This window comes from Sphingopyxis sp. PET50 (genome assembly GCF_025244705.1).
Classification (GTDB): Bacteria; Pseudomonadota; Alphaproteobacteria; order Sphingomonadales; family Sphingomonadaceae; genus Sphingopyxis.
The window spans coordinates 991,030-1,006,941 of the sequence record NZ_CP104207.1; the positions used below are offsets into that span (position 1 = coordinate 991,030).

The window sequence follows — 15,912 nt, forward strand, 5'->3', positions numbered from 1 at the left end:
CTCCACTGGAGCATTGGGGGAGGGACGGCTTGCCGGACCTCCCTCTTTTTTGACCTTCGTTCCCCCGCGAAAGGAAGCACATGTCTCCGGAAATCTCCAGCCGCCGCGGCCTGACGCTCGGCCTGCTCGTCGTCGTCGCGATCCTCAGCTACGTCGACCGCCAAGTCTTCACGCTGTTCCAGGACGACATCAAGGCCGAACTCGGGCTCGACGACGGCCAGCTCGGGCTGCTCACCGGCATCGCCTTTGCCGCCTTCTATGCGATCGCCGCCTTTCCGATCGCGCGCTACGCCGACCGCGGCGACCGCCGCCTCGTCATCGCGGTGTGCGTCGCGATCTGGAGCGCCGCGACGGCGCTCTCGGCCTTCGCGCACAGCTTCTGGCAGATGCTGCTCGCGCGCATCGGCCTGGCGGCGGCCGAAGCCGGGGCGGGTCCGGCGGGCATGTCGCTGCTCACCGACATCTTTCCCAGGGACCGCCGCACGACGATCATCTCGGTGATGCTCGCCGCCAATGCCGTCGGGCTGTCGGGCGGGCTCGCGCTCGCGGGGTGGCTGTCGCAATGGTATGGCTGGCGCAGCGTCTTCCTGATCGTCGGCCTGCCGGGCATCGCGGTCGGGCTCGCCGTCTATCTGCTCGCCGCCGAACCGCGCCGCCGCGGCGTCGCCGAACCGGTCGCGCCGCCGCAGACCAGCCTCGGCGAGGTCCTCCGCACCATGGCCTCCAGCGCCTCGCTGCGCTGGGTCGGGCTGCTGCTCTGCATGGTGCCGCTCACCGGTTTCGCCTTCATCCTGTGGGGCGCCTCCTTCTTCCAGCGTGTCCACGGCATGGACAAGACCGAAACCGGCTTCTGGCTCGGCGGCGCGATGGCGGCGGGGCTCGTCATCGGCAATCTCGTCGCGGGCTGGGTCAGCGACCGCTACGGCCAGGCGAAGCCCGGCTTCAACGGCTGGTTCGCGGGACTCGGCCTGCTGGTCAGTTTCCCCTTCGGGGTCGGCTTCGCGCTCGCGGACAACGCCTATGTCGCGCTCGCCTGCTTCGTCGTCGTGAAGTTCATGATGACATTGCACCTCGGCCCGATCATCGCGCTCTGCTTCGCGCAGGTGCCGGTGCAGATGCGCGCGATGATGTCGGCGACGATCAACATGTTCATCGGGCTGGCGGGGGTCGGGCTCGGCGGCACGGTCGCCGGCTATCTCAGCAAGGCCTTCACGCCCGGCTATGGCGAATTGTCGCTGCAGCCGTCGCTGGCGATCCTGTCCTGCTGCCTGCTCGTCGGCGGCATTGCGGCGATCATGGCGGGTAGGACCGCGAAACCGCTGGAGGAGTAACGCAAAACCCCTCCCGCAAGCGGGAGGGGCAGCGAAACTTGCGAACTTGTTCGCTAGTTGCAGCGGGGTGGGCTGGTCCGCAAGGTTGGCAAATGCCCACCCCGCTCGACCAAAGGCCCGGCTACGCCGGACCAGGTCTCACAACCCCTCCCGTTTACGGGAGGGGGTCAGGCCGCCACCCGCTCGCTCGTCGCCACCTCGGGCGTCACCCCGAACAGCCGCGCGGCGTTCAGCCCCAGGATATTCCGCCGTACCTCGTCGCTAACCTCCATCCCCTCGAACAGCTCGTCGACGATCCGCCGACTGATCGGGAAGGTGCCCTCGGCGTGCGGATAGTCCGACCCCCACATCACATTCTTCGCCCCCGGCAGCCCCGCCGCCGCCGAGGCGATGCACGCGCGGTCGTGCTGGAAGCTGGCCCATATCTGGTCGTCGACGATCTGGCTCGGCGAACGCGTCAGTTTCGGGAAGACGAAGTTCGCATGCGCGACCGACACCTCGTCCATCCGCTCGGCGAGCGCGACGAGCCAGCTCGCGCCGCTCTCGATGAAGGCGACCTTCGCGCCCGGATTGCGGTCGAGTACCCCGCCGACGGTCAGATACATGACGCTGTGCTGCGCGTCGTTCATCTGGTTGGTGTAGTTGATGATCCCCGCACCCGGTCCGCGCTCGACGATGACGCTTTCGAGGCCGGTGCCGGTGTGCATCACGAACACGATGCCCAGCGCCGCCGCCCTGGCGAAGATCGGATCCCAGGCTTCGTTGTTGTACTTGGGCAGTCCCGGCGGGGTCGTGGCCGGCAGCATCGCCGCGGTAAAGCCCTTCGCCGCCAGATACTCGAGTTCGGCGAGCGTGTTCGAGAAATCGAGCACCGGCAGCATCCCGCAGCGCACGAAGCGGTTCGGATGCCCGCCCAGGAAGCTGTCGTTCCAGTCGTTGTAGAGCCGCGCCGACGCCGCTTCGGCCTCGGGATCGTCGAGGCAATAGAGCCACAGGCCGAGCGAGGGGAAACAGATTTCGGCGTCGATTCCTTCCAGCTCCATATCCTCGAGCCTGCCGGGGATTTCGCGGATGCCGCGGCGCTGCGCGTCGCCCAGTTCCTTCTCGCGATGCTGCCCGACGCGCAGGCGATAGATGATCTTGTCCTTGGTGCCGGTGATCAGATATTCGCCCTCCTTGCGGGCGTGGATCGCATGGTCCTTGAGCGATGCGGGCAGGCCGTCGAGAAAGATGTCGGCCGGTTCCATGATGTGGCTGTCGGCGCTGAACACAAAGGGCTTCATGGCAGTCTCCTCTCGACTCGCTGTCGGTCTTTGCGCGATTAAAAGATACCTAGTTATATAAGTCAAGAGCTGTATGGGATGGACAATGTACATCTTGGCGCATAAATAGATATCTAATTGAACGCAAATGCCCAATTTCCGTTCGCCCTGAGCTTGTCGAAGGGCCGTCCTGTCTTTGGGCCTCGAAAGGAAGAACGGTGCTTCGACAAGCTCAGCACGAACGGGTGAGGGGAGAGGGTTCGGAAACGCTGGCCAGCCGTACTGCCCGCCAGCTCTCGCAGCTCAGCCTCGCGGTCGATCCCGGCACGCACCTTGGCGCCGAGGACGACCTCATCGCGCGCTTCGGGGTCAGCCGTCCGACGCTGCGCCAGGCTGCGAAGCTCGTCGAACGCGATCGCCTGATCAGCATCCGCCGTGGCGCGCAGGGCGGCTATTATGCCGAGCGTCCCGACGCGCGCGACGCGATCCAGTCGCTCGCGCGCTTCCTGCGCATCAAGGGCGCCCGGCTGAGCGACGTCGTCCAGGTCACGCGCCCGATATGGGAAGAGGCGGCGGTCGCGGCGGCCGAGCGCCGGAGCGCCGACGACCGCGAGCGGCTGCGGGCCTTCGTCGCCGCGATCGACGCGCGCGATACCCCGCGCGAGCTGATCGCCGCCGAGGTCGAGATGGCGCGGCTGATCTCGGCGATGAGCGGTAATCCGGTGATCGAACTGATCATGGAGATCGGCTACAGCTTCGGGCTCGACGAGGAGGGCAGCGACCTTTACGCCGATCCCGACCGCCGCGAACGCACGCGCGCCCTGCAGCGCAGCCTGTGTACGGCCATCATCGACGGCGATCCCGACATCGCGCGGCTGATGATGCGGCGGCGGTCGGACCAGTTCGATATATGGCTGCATCCCGGCGATGCGGCGAAGAGGGATCAGGCATGAGCATCGTCGAATATCGGGGTTTCGCGGGTGTCCGGCTCGAGGCCGAGGTGATCGGCGCCGAAAACGATCCCGCGGTGCTGCTCGTCCACGGCGCCTAGCCAGACCCGCGCGGTGTGGAGCGGCGTCGCCAATGCGCTCGAACAGGCGGGCCGCCGCGTCATCAGCCTCGACCTGCGCGGCCACGGCGGCAGCGAATGGCCCGAGGATGCGCGCTACGATTTCGAGGCTTTGGTCGAGGATCTGCGCGCCGTGCTCGCGCAGATGGGGACGCGCCCGGTCGTCGTCGCCTCGACATTGGGCGGCTGGATCGCCAGCGCCGCGCTCGAACGCGACGCCGCCGTGCTCGCCTCGGGCCTCGTGCTCGTCGATCTGCCGGTGCAGGTCGATCCCGCGCTCGCGCGGCGCGTCGGCGATCGGCTGCGCGAAGCCGCCACCCTCGCGCCGGGACAGGCGCAATGGGACGTGCGCCTGTTCGACACGCTCGATACGGCCGCCATGGCCGACCGGCTCGACGGCGTCGCCGCCAAGATCGCGCTGCCGACGCTTTACGTGCGCGGCGCGATCAGCGAACTCGTCTCGCAAGGCGATGCCGCCGCCTTCGTCGCCCAGCTTCCCGATGGCGAGCTGGTCGAGGTCGAGAACAGCGCGCTCGTCGTCACCGACGACCGCGCCGACGCGCTCGGCGGTTACCTCATCGACTTTCTCGAACGCCGCGCGCCGCGCGGCTCGCCCGAGTTTCGCGCGGGCAGCGACGCGCGCACCTTCCGCGACGCGCTCGGCTGCTTCGCGACCGGCGTCACCGTCGTCACCGCCATCTGCCCTGACGGCAGCCCGGTGGGGCTGACCGCGAACAGCTTCACCTCGGTGTCGCTCGACCCGCCCCTGCTGCTCGTCTGCATCGCCAACAGTTCGGGCAGCGCCGACTATCTGCGCACCGCCGAACGCTTCGCGGTCAATGTGCTGCAGATCGGCCAGCAGCCGACCTCGAACCGCTTCGCGGGCAAGGGCGAGGACCGCTTCGGCCTCACCCCGTGGGAGGTCGGCGAATATGGCACGCCGGTGCTCACCGGTTCGCTGTCGAGCTTCGAATGCGCGCGCGACGCGGTGCACGACGGCGGCGACCATTTCATCCTCGTCGGCCGCGTCCTGAAAGCCATCTTCGAGCCGCGCCGCGACCCCTTGCTCTACTTCCGCGGCAAATATCGCAAACTCCATTTCGCTTGACGGCTGGACAAGCAGCCGCCAGCATCATATCCAACCTAGTTATATAACTAGAATCGGAGGAGAGGCGGATGGCCTGGGTCAATCAGGACAAATGCGCGATCGTGGGGGTCGGGGCGACCGACTATTATGTGCGGGGCAAAAGCTGGCCGCGCACGATCAACGACATGGCGGCCGAGGCGATCATGAACGCCTGCGCCGATGCGGGGATCAGCCACAAGCAGATCGACGGTTTCTCCTATTATTCGACCGCGGGCGCGGGCTATCTCGACAAGTTCGACACGGCGTCGCTGATGGAAACATTGGGTATGCCGCACATCAACTGGTCGGCGACGCTGACCAGCGGCGGCGGCGGCTGCCCCGGCGCGATCGGCCTCGCGACCGCAGGGCTGATGAACGAGGATTGCACTTATTCGGTGACGCTGATGGCGCTGCAGCAATTGCCGCAGCATCGCCTCGGCGTCGTCTTCGGCGCGGCGGCGCCCAATCCCGAAAACAGCTTCCTCCAGCCTTCGGGCCTCGTCGGTCCCGGCCATCTGATGTCGGTGCTCGCGCGCCGTCACATGCACCTCTACGGCACCACGCAGGACGCCTTCGGCGAGGTGGTGATGGCGACGCGCGCCAACACCCACAACCGCCCCAAGGCGGTGCGCAAGGAGCCGCTGACCAAGGAACAGTACGACGCCTCGGTGATGCTCGCCGATCCGTTGCGCCGCCTCGATTTCTGCCTCGAAACCGACGGCGCGGTCGCGGTCATCACGACGACGATGGACCGCGCTCGCGACTGCCGCCACAAGCCCGCCATCGTCCACGCCGCCGCGCATGGCGGCCAGCGCGAATGGGGCCGCGCCTTCGCCTGGATGGGCATGCCCGACCCGCACTTCGCGAGCTCGGGCCACAAGTTCACCGCCGACCGCGTCTGGGCGCAATCGGGCCTGACCGCGAAGGACATGGATGTCGCGCTGATCTACGATCATTTCAGCCCGATGGTGCTGATGCAGCTCGAGGATTACGGCTTCTGCGAAAAGGGCGAGGGCAACGACTATGTCCTCGCGGGCAAGCTGCGCTACGATCCCGCGACCGGCAGGGGCGTGAACGGCGGCGTGCCGGTGAACACCCACGGCGGCAATCTCAACGAAGCCTATATCATCGGCATGACCCACATCGTCGAGGGCGTCGAACAGGTGCGCGGCACCGCGATCAACCAGGTCCGGGACGCCGAATTCGCGCTCGTCTCGGGCGGTCCGGCGTCGCTCCCCGTCTCCAGCCTCATCCTGCGCAAGGACTGACCGACATGACCTATGGCCCCGCCCGCGCGCTCCCCGGCGACCAGATCCGCATCACCACCAACCCCGATACCGAGCCCTTCTGGCAGGCGGCGAAGGAGGGCCGGCTGACCGCCTGCCAGTGCAGCGAATGCGGTCATTTCCGCATGCCGCCGACCGCGGTCTGCCCCGAATGCGGCAGCCGCGCCAAGAACTGGCCGACGCTCCCCGGCACCGCGACGATCTTCAGCTTCGCGATCTGCAACAAGAATCCGAAGAATGGCGAGGATTATGTCTATGTCCCCGTCGTCGTCGATCTCGACGGCGCGCCGGGCACGCGCCTCAACGCGAACGTTTCGGGCTGCGATGCCGAGCAGGTCCATATCGGGATGAAGGTCAGCGTCGACTGGACCCCGATCCAGGACGGCTGGGTCCTCCCCAACTTCAAGGCCTGACGCGGGTGCTGGGCGACCTTCGCATCGTCGAGATCGGGCAGGGCATGGCGGTCCAGGTCGCCGGGCTGATGCTGTCCGAACTCGGTGCCGATGTGCTGAAGGTCGAGCGTCCGGGCGGCGACCCCGCGCGCGGCACCGCGCCCTTCGCCAACTGGAACCGCGGCAAGAAAAGCGTCGTCCTCGATCTCGACACGCCCGGGGGGCTGGCCGCGCTCGACGATCGTCTCGCCGGCGCCGACGCGCTGCTCCACCAGTTCACCCCGTCGCGGGCCAGCGCGCTCGGCCTCGACGACGCGAGCCTCGCGGCGCGCCACCCGCACCTCGTCGTCACCGCGATCACCGGATCGCCCGCGAACCATCCCGACGTCGAACGCAGCGACGACGACCTGCTCGTCGCCGCGCGCGTCGGCGCGCTATACGAGAATGACGGCCATCGCGCCTAGCCCGATCGTCTACCGCTACCGCCAGGGCAGCTGGTCCGCCGCCCACCTCGCCGCCGCCGGCCTGCTCGCGCGCCTCGTCATGCGGCTGCAAAGCGGGAAGGGCGGGGCCGCGCATACCTCGATCTTCCAGGGTTTCCTCGCGACGCTGCCGCTCGTCTGGGCGCGCAACAGCGAAGGACCGATGCCGAACCCGGTCACCTATCCGCCCGACAAGCCGCGCGCGATCGCGCAGCAGCTTTTCCAGTGCAAGGACGGCGACTGGCTCCAGATCATGGATCCGACCCGCCAGTTCGACTACGCCACCATGCCCACCATGTGGGACGTGATGGCCGAAACCGAGGTCGATCTCGAAACCGAGGCCGGCCAGGCGGCCGCCTTCAAACGCCGCCCGCTCGCAAACTGGCTCGCCGACCTGCGCGCCGCCGACATCGCCGCCGAACCCGCCTTTCCGATGGGCGAAGTTCTGCGCCACGAGGATGTCGAGGCGAACGCCTATGTCATCGAGGTCGACGATCCCGACCTCGGCCCGACGCGCCAGCCCAACACCCCCTTCCACAGCGACGCCGACCTGCCGCAGGGCCGCCCGGCGCCGCGCCTTGGCGAAGGCAGCGACGCGGCCTGGCCCGCCAAGGCCGCACCCGCGCCCGGAACCGCACCCGCCGAAGTCCTCGCGGGCGTCCGCATCCTCGACCTCGGCATGTTCCTCGCCGGGCCGATGGGCCCGTCGATGATGGGCGACATGGGCGCGAACGTGATCAAGGTCGAGGCGCTGACCGGCGACCGCATCCGCTTCATGCACCGCTATTATCAGGCCGCGGCGCGCAGCAAGCGCAGCCTCGCGCTCGACCTCACCCGGCCCGAGGCGCAGCCGATCCTCGAACGCCTCATCCAGTGGGCCGAGCTCGTCCACCATAATATGCGCTTCAAGGGCGCCGCGAAGCTCGGCCTCAGCGAAGCGGGCATCCGCGCCGCCAAGCCCGACGTCGCCTTCAACTATGCCAGCGCCTATGGCCAGCGCGGCAATCGCGGCAACTGGCCGGGCTATGACTCGATCTTCAACGCGCTCGTCGGCTGGGAGTTCGAGAATGCGGGCGAGGGCAACCGCCCGGTGTTCAACCGCCCCGGCACGATGGATGTCTCGACCGCGCAAAGCTGCCTCGTCGCGCTGATGGCCTCGCTCTATGCGAAACGCACCAGCGGCCGCGGCTACACGACGCAGACCTCGCTGCTCGGCATGGCCGCCTTCACCCAGGGCGAGCGGCTGATCGGCGCCGACGGCGAGCTCACCGAAACCTGGCACCTGACCAGCGACCAGACGGGCTTTTCACCCTGGCACCGCATCTACCAATGCGCCGATGGTGCTTGGGTGGCGGTCGCCGCGCACAAGCCCGAGCAGCAGGCCGCGCTCGCCAATCTGCTCGGCGAGGATTTCGAGGCCGGCGCGAAGGCGCGTAACGCCGCCGATCTGCTCGCCGCTCTCGAAGCCGCGGGCGCTCCCGCCGATGCGGTCAATTTCGAAAATGCGATGCACCGCTTCTTCGACGATCCGCTGAACCGCGAACTCAACCTGATCTCGGTCCTGCCGCAGCCGCTCTACGGCATCGTCGAGCAGCCCGGCGCCTTCTGGAATTTCGGCGAGACGCCGGTCGTCTTCAAGCGCTGCTGCCCCGCCGTCGGCGAGCATAGCGACGAGATACTGCGCGAGATCGGCTATTCGGACGAAGAGATCGCCGGGTTCCGCGAAGCGAAGATCGTGGGCTAGCCGTGACATTTAACAGTTCCGATTCCCCGAGCGAAGACGAGGGGCCCGTTCGAGCGCAGCGAGAACCGCCGCGTCGCGGCCTCGACTTCGCTCGGCAAAGCCCCTCGTCTTCGCTCGGGGAATCGGACAGGGGTGGGAAGGCGCGATCAGCGTGACCAATCCGCACCATCTCCTCCCCCCGGCCTCGCCGCTGCGGTCGAAACCGCCAGCGGCGCGCATATCGTCGCGGTCCGCCCGCGCGGCGGCGGCGGCGCCTCGCGCGAGGGCGCTGAGCTCGACCTCCTATGGCCCGACGGCCGCGCCGCCAGCGCTTATATGAACTACGACGTCCACAAGGCGGGGGCGGGCGATGATGCCGCCTTCCTGCGCGAGGCCGCGGTGCTGCGCGCGCTTTCGGGACCGCTCGCCGGCATGCTGGCGTCCGTGTCGCGCCCTTCTACGCCGCGGTCCCCGATCAGCGCGCGCTCGTCTGCGGCATGATGTCCGGCAAGGACCGCTTCGGTGCCATCGCCGACTCCGGGCAGCGCGACACGCTCGCCGCCGATTTCATGGGCCAGCTCGCCGCGCTCCACCGCATCGACGTCGCGGCGAACCCGGTCGAGGGCATGGGGCCGGTGGAATCCGCCGACATCTTCATCCGCCGCCGCATCGCCGGGCTGCGCGCGGGCAACGAAGGCAAGGCGTGGGACCCGCTGATCCACCTGTCGCTGAACTGGCTGGAGGCGAACATCCCCGCGAACATGCCCGCGCCGGTCATCGTCCACGGCGACAGCCAGCCCCGGCAATTTCCTCTACGAAGAGGGCCGCGTCACCGCGCTGCTCGACTGGGAACTCGTCCATTACGGCGACCCGATGGCCGATCTCGCGATGCTCTGCCTGCGGATGCTCTTCCAGGGCTTCGTGCCGCTTCCGCAGGCGTTCGCGGCCTATGAGGCGGCGGGCGGGCATCCGGTCGATCTCGCGCGGCTGCGCTACTGGCGCCTGCTCTTCCAGACCGGCTTCGCGCGCCGCTCGCGCTACGACGATCCCGACGCGCCGCCGCCGCCGAACCTCGGCATGAACCTCGTTTATTCGACGATCCACCGCCGCGTCCTGTCGGAGGCGCTCGCCGACGCGGCGGGCGTCCGGCTGCACGGCCGTCGCGCTTCCCGACGCGCCGCCGGGCGCGCACGACAGGAGCTTCGCGATCGCGCTCGACGACATCAAGGACACCATCGTCCCGCGCCTCGCCGACCAGCAGGCGGCGGTGAAGGCGAAGGGCATGGCGCGCCTCATCAAATGGTGGCGCGCGATCGAACGCTTCGAGCCCGGTTTCCACGCCGCTGAAAAGGCCGAGATCGAAGCCGCGCTGGCGCTCGTTTTTCCGGACTGTCGCACCGCCTGGGCCGCCTTCCGCGACGCTGTCGCGGAGGGCCGCATCGCGACCGACGCCGCGATCATCCTCTGCAACGCGCACGAGGTGCGCGAGGCGGCGCTGATGGCCGATGCGATGGGCGGCCTCGCACCGACGAAATTCGCACCGCTGCAATAGAAATCGGGAAAGGTTGAGAGACATGGCAAAGGATATTCTGGGCTACAAGGGCAAGCGCGTCGTCGTGATGGGCTGCTTCTCGGGCACCGGCGAGGCGTGCGCGCGCGCGCTCGTCGACCTCGGCGCGGAGGTCCATGGCGCCGACATCAAGCCCTCGCCGGTGAACCTCGCGAGCTTCACCACCGTCGACCTCAAGGATCCCGACGCGATCGCCGCGGGCATCGCGAGCATCGGCGGCACGATCGACGCCGTGTTCAACGTCTCGGGCCTGCCGCAGACCTTTCCCGGCGAGGATGTCGTCACCGTCAACTTCCTCGGCATCCGCGCCTGGACCGAGGGCTGGATTCCGCACCTCAACCCCGGCGCCGCGATCGTTTCGGTCTCGTCGCTCGGCGGCATGAAATGGCTGACGCGCCAGCCGCTGCTTCGCGAATTCATCGCGATCGAGGATTTCGCCGCGGCGCGCCAATGGTATCTGGACCGCGCCGAAGAGGTCGGCGACCCCTACAGCCTCGCCAAGGAAGCGATCAACACCTGGACGCAGGTGCGCGCGCCCGACCTGATCGCCCGCGACATCCGCATCAACTGCACCATGCCCAGCCCGATCGACACCCCGATGCTCGGCGAGTTCCGCAAGGTCGCGGGCGACGCGGTGCTCGGCGCCTTCGCCAAGGCCAAGGGGCGCTATTCGACCGCCGAGGAACAGGCGCTGCCGCTGATCCTGCTCAACAGCGATGCGGCGAGCTTCATCAGCGGGGTGTGCCTGCCGGTCGACAGCCGGCCTCGCGGGCGGCCTCGCGACGGGCGTGCTCGACATCCAGAAGATGATCGCCGAGGCGGCGGGCGCGTGAATATCCCCCTTCCGCAAGCGGGAGGGGCAGCGAGACTTGCGAGCTTGCTCGCTAGTCGCAGCGGGGTGGGCCATTGCACCGTCAGCCGGCCCACCTCCGACCCCTCCCGCCTGCGGGAGGGAGGAGGGATCAGCCCCGCGCCCCCAGCATCATCGCGATACTATGCGCCGCCGCCGCCTTCAGATCCGCATAGCCGACCCCGTCCGAATGGCTGCTCATCGGCCCGATCGCCGACAAGCGCTCGAGGATCATCAATATCGTGCCCGCGCACGACCGCGGCGACAGGTTCGCGGGCGTGCGCCCCGCCGCCTGCGCGCGGATCACTTGCTCGCTGATCGCGTCCATCATCGGCCGCGCCTGCGTCATCCGCGCTTCATAGAAACGCTTGTCGCCTTCCTCGGCCGCCAGGTTGCGCACGACGAAGATCGTCCGGTTGCGGTTCCAGATGCCGGTATATTCCTCGACGAACGCCGCCGCGGCCTTCTCGGCGCCCGGCGCCAGCCAGTCGCGCGCGATGATCGCCTCCAGCGCCGAGCGAGGTCTGGCTCGCATGTTCGAGCGCCGCCAGCACCGCCTCGGGCACTCCCTTGAAATAGACATAGAAGGTCGCGGGCGAGGTCTGCGCCGCGCGCGCGACATCGACCACCGACACGTCGCGCAGGCCATGCGTTTCGAGCAGCGCCACCGTCGCCTCGATCAGCTGCTGCCGGGTCCGCTGCCCCTTCGCGCCCAGCTTGCGCCCGCCCGCGTCGGGAGCGATTTCCGCCGTCTTGATTGCCTGTGTCTGCGCCAAATAGATGATCCTGCCCCGGTTTTCGTCCGCCATCCTAACAGCGGGCTTGCGATATGGCAAAAAATTGACGTATCGTCAAAAATGAAACGAAAAGAACGGAAATCAGGGGATTCGGGATGGAAAGGCTGAGCGGCAAGGTCGCGGTCGTCACCGGCGCATCGAAGGGAATGGGGCGGCATTTCGTCGCCGCGCTGGTCGCGGCGGGCGCGCGCGTCGCCTGCCTCGCGCGCCCGTCCGAAGAGTATGACACGCTCGCCGCCGATTTCGGCGATGCGGTGCTGCCGATCGCCTGCGACGTCGCCTCGTCGGATGCCGTGAACGCCGCCATCGCGCGGACCGCCGACCATTTCGGCCGCATCGACGTCGTCGTGGCAAACGCCGCGATCTTCCACCCTTTCGCCTTTGAACATGGCAGCGACGCGATGATCCGCAGCCATATCGACATCAACATCCTCGGCGTCGCCTGGCTCGTCCGCGCCGCGATCCCGCACCTGCGCCGGACCAAGGGGCAGGTGATCGCGATCAGCAGCGAGTCGGTGAACATGCCCTTCCCGATGCTCGCGCTCTACGCCGCGACCAAGGCGGCGGTCGAAACCCTCTGCCACGGCCTGCGCGACGAACTGCGCAGCGAGGACATCCGCTTCACGGTGCTGCGCTCGGGTTCGGTCAAGGGCGGTTCGGGCGGCAAGAGCTGGTCGCAGGAGACCGTCGCCGCCTTCTACAGGAAGATCGTCGAAACGGGCCATGCGTCGATGACCGGCGAGGGGGCGACGCCCGAGTCCATGGCGCAGGCGCTGCTGTCGGTGATCGGCTTGCCCGCCGACATCGGCGTCGACCTGATCGAAGTCCGCGCCGCGCAGGTCGGCGTGCCCGAGGGCGCGAAGGCGGTTGCGGGTTGAGCCGATTGCATCCGATGTCCGAAACTCGTCGCAACCCGCCGGAAAACATCCGAATCCCCGAGCGAAGGCGAGGGGCTCGTTCGAGCGGAGCGAGAACCTGCACCCTTGCTGCCTCGACTGCGCTCGGCATGGCCCCTCGTCTTCGCTCGGGGAATCGACGCAGGTCTGAGCGGCGCAGATGACCGCCCGCCGCAACCTCCCGCTCATCATCGGCGCCCTCTGGATCGCCGAGGTCACCGGCTCGTTCGAGACCGCGATGATCCTCGCCGCGCTCAAGAAGTTGATCGAGGATTTCGGCAACCCCGCGATGGTCGGCTGGCTGATCACCGGCTACCTGATCGTCGGCGCCGCGATCGCCGCCGTCGTCGGCCGCCTCGGCGACCTGTTCGGGCGGCGGCAGGTGCTCGTCGCGGTGCTCCTGATCGGCGCCGCCGGCTCGCTGATCAGCGCGCTGTCGACCAATTTCCCGGTGCTGCTCGCCGGGCGCCTGATGCAGGGGGTCACCGGCGCGATCCTGCCGCTCTGCATCGGCCTCGTGCACGAGAACAGCCGGCCGGGATCGCGCGCCGATGGCGATCGGGCTGATGATCTCGGGCGCGTCGATCGGCACCGCGGCGGGGCTCGTCGTCGGCGGCATGATCGTCGACAATTTCAGCTGGCACGGCGTCTTCTTCGCCAGCGCCGCGCTGTGCGCCGTCTCGGCGCTCGCGATCTTCGCGCTGCTGCCGCGCTCGCCGCGCCAGTCGGCGCGCGAGCCCGTCGACTGGCTCTCGGGCCTCGCCTTCGCGCCCGGCGTCGCGCTCATCCTCGTCTATTTCTCGATGGGCAAGGACTGGGGCTGGGCCGCGCCGCTGCCGCTCGCGGCGCTCGGCGCCGGGCTGCTTCTCACCCTCTGGTGGTGGCGCGCCAGCCTCGCGCATCCTAATCCGCTGATCGCGGTGCGCAGCTTCTCGAACCGCACCATCGCGATCGGCTGTCTGGTGAGCGCGCTTGTCGCGATGAGCACGCTCCAGATCACCGTCTTCTTCTCGCTGCTGATGCAGGCGCCGGTCTGGACCCTCGCCGGGCTCGGCTTCACCGCGACGCTCGCGGGGCTCGCCAAGCTGCCGTCGAACGTCAGCTCGGTCTTCGCCGGGCCGCTCGGCGGCTGGCTCGCGGCGCGCGGCGGCGGGCGCTTCGCGTTGATCGCGGGCGGCGTCGTCACCATCGCTCGGCTGGCTGCTGTGGTTCGTCATCGACGTCGACAGCTTCGCGAAAATTGTCGCGCAGCTCGTCGTCATCAGCTTCGGCACCACGATGCTCTTCTCGGTCGCGCCGACGATCATCGCGCAGGCCTCGCCGCCCGAGCGGATCAGCGAGATTTCGGGTCTGCTCACCGTCATCCGCCAGCTTTTCATGGGCATCGGCGCGCAGATGGTGACGACCTTGCTCGCCGCCGACATCGTCCGCCGCGGCGACGAGGTCTACCCGTCGCCCTTCGCCTACGACCTCACCGTCGCCGTCATCGCCGCGCTGTGTTTCGCCGCGGTGCTGACCGCTTTCGCGCTGCCGCGCCAACATCCGACCGAAAGAGAAGCATGAGACCGCTCCCCGAACTCACCCCCGAAAACACCGTCTTCTGGACCGGCGGCGCCGAGGGCAGGCTGATGATCGCCTTCTGCACCGACTGCGCCCACGCGATCCACCCGCCCCAGCTCGTCTGTCCCAAATGCTGGTCCGAAGCCGTCGAGTTCAAAGCGGTCCCCGGCACGGGCACCGTCTACACCTGCACCGTCAACCACCAGCCCTGGATGCCCGACATGCCCGTGCCCTTCGCCCTCGCGGTGGTCGACCTCGACGGCGCCCCCGGCGTCCGCGTCACCGCCGAAGTGGTCAACGCCGATCCGGACAGCGTGGCGATCGGACAGACGATGAAGGTCGGCTTCCTCAACATCGACGATGTCTGGTTCCCGCGGTGGGAGCCCGCGCAATGACCCTGAATGCCGCCATCACCGGCGTCGGCATGTCCGACATCGGCCGCAAGACGAACCGCCCCGCGATCCTCCACCTGGCGGAGGCCGCGCGCCGCGCGCTCGACAGCGCCGGGCTGACCAAGGACGATATCGACGGCATCTCGACCTATCCGGGCAAGGCCGACAATTCGCCCGGCATGTCGCCGCTCGGCACCGGCGAGGTGCGCAATGCGCTCGGGCTCAAGACGCGCTGGCACAGCGCGGTCCCCGACGGCCCGTCGCAGATGGCGCCCATCCAGGTCGCGGCCATGGCGGTCGCGACCGGGCAGGCGCGCCATGTCCTCTGCTTCCGCGCGCTCACCGAAAGCTCGTCGCAGACCGCGACGCGGCGCGCGAGCATCCCCGGCGCCGGCCGCGCGCGGCTCGGCGGCTGGTACTCCTATCTCGTCCCCGCCAACGCCATGTCGGCGTCGAACTGGGCGGGCTGGATGGCGACGCGCTATTTCCACGAATATGGCATGACGCGTGAGCATCTCGGGCTCGTCGCGACCGGCCAGCGCGCCTTCGCGCAGCACAATCCCGCGGCGGTGATGCGCACGCCGCTGACGATGGAGGATTATCTCGGCGCGCGGATGATCTCGTCGCCGCTCGGCCTGTTCGACTGCGACGTGCCGATCGACGGCGCCTGCGTCGTGATCGTCTCGGCCGCCGATGCCGCGAAGGATTGCGCGCAGGCCCCGCTGACGATCGAGGCGATGGGTGCCGCGCTCGGCTCGCAGGAAACATGGGACCAGCGCGCCGACCTCACGACGATGGGCGCGCACGACGCCTGCGCCGACTTGTGGACGCGCACCGATCTCAAGCCCGCCGACGTCGATGTGCTCGCGCTCTATGACGGGTTCAGCATTTTCGTGCCCTATTGGCTCGAAGCCTTCGGCTTCTGCGGCCATGGCGAGGCAAAGGATTTCATCGCGGAAGGGAATATCGGCCCCGGCGGGCGCTTCCCCGTGAACACCGGCGGCGGACAATTGTCGGGTGGGCGGCTCCACGGCTTCGGCCTGCTGCACGAGGCGTGCACGCAATTGTGGGGGCAGGGCGGAGGACGCCAGGTCGCCGACGCCAGGGTCGCCGCCTGCGGCATGGGCGGCGGCTTCATCGCGGGGTCGATGCTGATCAGGCGGGATTGAATCCCCC

At 68.4% G+C, this 15,912-nt stretch carries 17 protein-coding genes and 2 pseudogenes; 16 read left to right on the forward strand and 3 right to left on the reverse strand.

Annotation, left to right across the window (positions count from 1 at the left end; translation table 11 throughout):
• Positions 1 to 80: 80 nt before the first annotated feature.
• Positions 81 to 1,331 carry an MFS transporter gene (locus N0A20_RS05125; RefSeq protein WP_260582899.1) on the forward strand — a complete coding sequence of 417 codons (1,251 nt, stop codon included), beginning with the start codon at positions 81 to 83 and terminating at the stop codon, positions 1,329 to 1,331.
• A gap of 167 nt (positions 1,332 to 1,498) precedes the next feature.
• Here the strand turns inward: N0A20_RS05125 and N0A20_RS05130 are convergent, their stop codons facing one another.
• The gene (locus N0A20_RS05130; protein WP_260582900.1) at positions 1,499 to 2,614 is read right to left on the reverse strand and encodes an amidohydrolase family protein; all 1,116 of its coding nucleotides are present in this window, start codon (positions 2,612 to 2,614) and stop codon (positions 1,499 to 1,501) included.
• A 197-nt stretch (positions 2,615 to 2,811) separates the two neighbouring features.
• Between N0A20_RS05130 and N0A20_RS05135 the strand changes: the two genes are divergently transcribed.
• The 11 genes from N0A20_RS05135 (at position 2,812) to N0A20_RS05185 (ending at position 11,409) form a co-directional block, all read left to right on the forward strand.
• On the forward strand, positions 2,812 to 3,546 hold the full coding sequence (locus N0A20_RS05135) for a FadR/GntR family transcriptional regulator (RefSeq protein WP_260582901.1): 735 nt from the start codon (positions 2,812 to 2,814) through the stop codon (positions 3,544 to 3,546).
• A 111-nt stretch (positions 3,547 to 3,657) separates the two neighbouring features.
• Entirely contained in the window at positions 3,658 to 4,770 is a 1,113-nt protein-coding gene (locus tag N0A20_RS05140) for an alpha/beta fold hydrolase (RefSeq protein WP_260582902.1), read from the forward strand.
• Between the two features lie 68 nt (positions 4,771 to 4,838).
• Entirely contained in the window at positions 4,839 to 6,056 is a 1,218-nt protein-coding gene (locus tag N0A20_RS05145) for a thiolase C-terminal domain-containing protein (RefSeq protein ID WP_260582903.1), read from the forward strand.
• A 5-nt stretch (positions 6,057 to 6,061) separates the two neighbouring features.
• Positions 6,062 to 6,487, forward strand: a complete 426-nt coding sequence (locus tag N0A20_RS05150; protein WP_260582904.1) for a Zn-ribbon domain-containing OB-fold protein — start codon at positions 6,062 to 6,064, stop codon at positions 6,485 to 6,487.
• 5 nt (positions 6,488 to 6,492) lie between these two features.
• The gene (locus N0A20_RS05155) at positions 6,493 to 6,930 is read left to right on the forward strand and encodes a CoA transferase (protein WP_260582905.1); all 438 of its coding nucleotides are present in this window, start codon (positions 6,493 to 6,495) and stop codon (positions 6,928 to 6,930) included.
• A complete protein-coding gene (locus N0A20_RS05160) occupies positions 6,911 to 8,692 on the forward strand; it encodes a CoA transferase (RefSeq protein ID WP_260582906.1) in 1,782 nt (593 codons plus the stop codon). The genes N0A20_RS05155 and N0A20_RS05160 overlap by 20 nt, the downstream gene beginning before the upstream one ends.
• A 132-nt stretch (positions 8,693 to 8,824) precedes the next feature.
• Positions 8,825 to 9,172, forward strand: a complete 348-nt coding sequence (locus tag N0A20_RS05165) for a hypothetical protein (protein ID WP_260582907.1) — start codon at positions 8,825 to 8,827, stop codon at positions 9,170 to 9,172.
• Positions 9,169 to 9,624 carry a phosphotransferase gene (locus N0A20_RS05170; RefSeq protein ID WP_260582908.1) on the forward strand — a complete coding sequence of 152 codons (456 nt, stop codon included), beginning with the start codon at positions 9,169 to 9,171 and terminating at the stop codon, positions 9,622 to 9,624. Before N0A20_RS05165 ends, N0A20_RS05170 begins: the two co-directional genes overlap by 4 nt.
• Positions 9,509 to 10,018, forward strand: a complete 510-nt coding sequence (locus tag N0A20_RS05175; RefSeq protein ID WP_260583829.1) for a hypothetical protein — start codon at positions 9,509 to 9,511, stop codon at positions 10,016 to 10,018. The genes N0A20_RS05170 and N0A20_RS05175 overlap by 116 nt, the downstream gene beginning before the upstream one ends.
• Complete coding sequence (locus N0A20_RS05180; RefSeq protein ID WP_260582909.1) at positions 9,954 to 10,223, forward strand: hypothetical protein; 270 nt, start codon at positions 9,954 to 9,956, stop codon at positions 10,221 to 10,223. Before N0A20_RS05175 ends, N0A20_RS05180 begins: the two co-directional genes overlap by 65 nt.
• A 67-nt stretch (positions 10,224 to 10,290) precedes the next feature.
• On the forward strand, positions 10,291 to 11,409 hold the full coding sequence (locus N0A20_RS05185; RefSeq protein WP_409574769.1) for a coniferyl-alcohol dehydrogenase: 1,119 nt from the start codon (positions 10,291 to 10,293) through the stop codon (positions 11,407 to 11,409).
• Here N0A20_RS05185 and N0A20_RS20555 read toward each other — a convergent pair.
• Positions 11,291 to 11,533, reverse strand: a pseudogene (locus N0A20_RS20555) (hypothetical protein); the annotation flags it as partial. The gene N0A20_RS05185 and the pseudogene N0A20_RS20555 overlap by 119 nt on opposite strands.
• A complete protein-coding gene (locus N0A20_RS05190) occupies positions 11,448 to 11,900 on the reverse strand; it encodes a TetR/AcrR family transcriptional regulator (RefSeq protein WP_409574728.1) in 453 nt (150 codons plus the stop codon). The pseudogene N0A20_RS20555 and the gene N0A20_RS05190, both read right to left, overlap by 86 nt.
• 83 nt (positions 11,901 to 11,983) lie before the next feature.
• Here N0A20_RS05190 and N0A20_RS05195 point away from each other — a divergent pair, with 83 nt between their 5' ends.
• The 4 genes and pseudogenes from N0A20_RS05195 (at position 11,984) to N0A20_RS05210 (ending at position 15,905) form a co-directional block, all read left to right on the forward strand.
• Entirely contained in the window at positions 11,984 to 12,766 is a 783-nt protein-coding gene (locus N0A20_RS05195; protein ID WP_260582912.1) for an SDR family oxidoreductase, read from the forward strand.
• Between the two features lie 256 nt (positions 12,767 to 13,022).
• Positions 13,023 to 13,256: pseudogene (locus N0A20_RS05200) on the forward strand (MFS transporter); the annotation flags it as partial.
• A gap of 94 nt (positions 13,257 to 13,350) precedes the next feature.
• Complete coding sequence (locus tag N0A20_RS05205) at positions 13,351 to 14,739, forward strand: MFS transporter (protein WP_260582913.1); 1,389 nt, start codon at positions 13,351 to 13,353, stop codon at positions 14,737 to 14,739.
• A complete protein-coding gene (locus N0A20_RS05210; protein WP_260582914.1) occupies positions 14,736 to 15,905 on the forward strand; it encodes a thiolase family protein in 1,170 nt (389 codons plus the stop codon). Before N0A20_RS05205 ends, N0A20_RS05210 begins: the two co-directional genes overlap by 4 nt.
• Positions 15,906 to 15,912 lie beyond the last annotated feature (7 nt).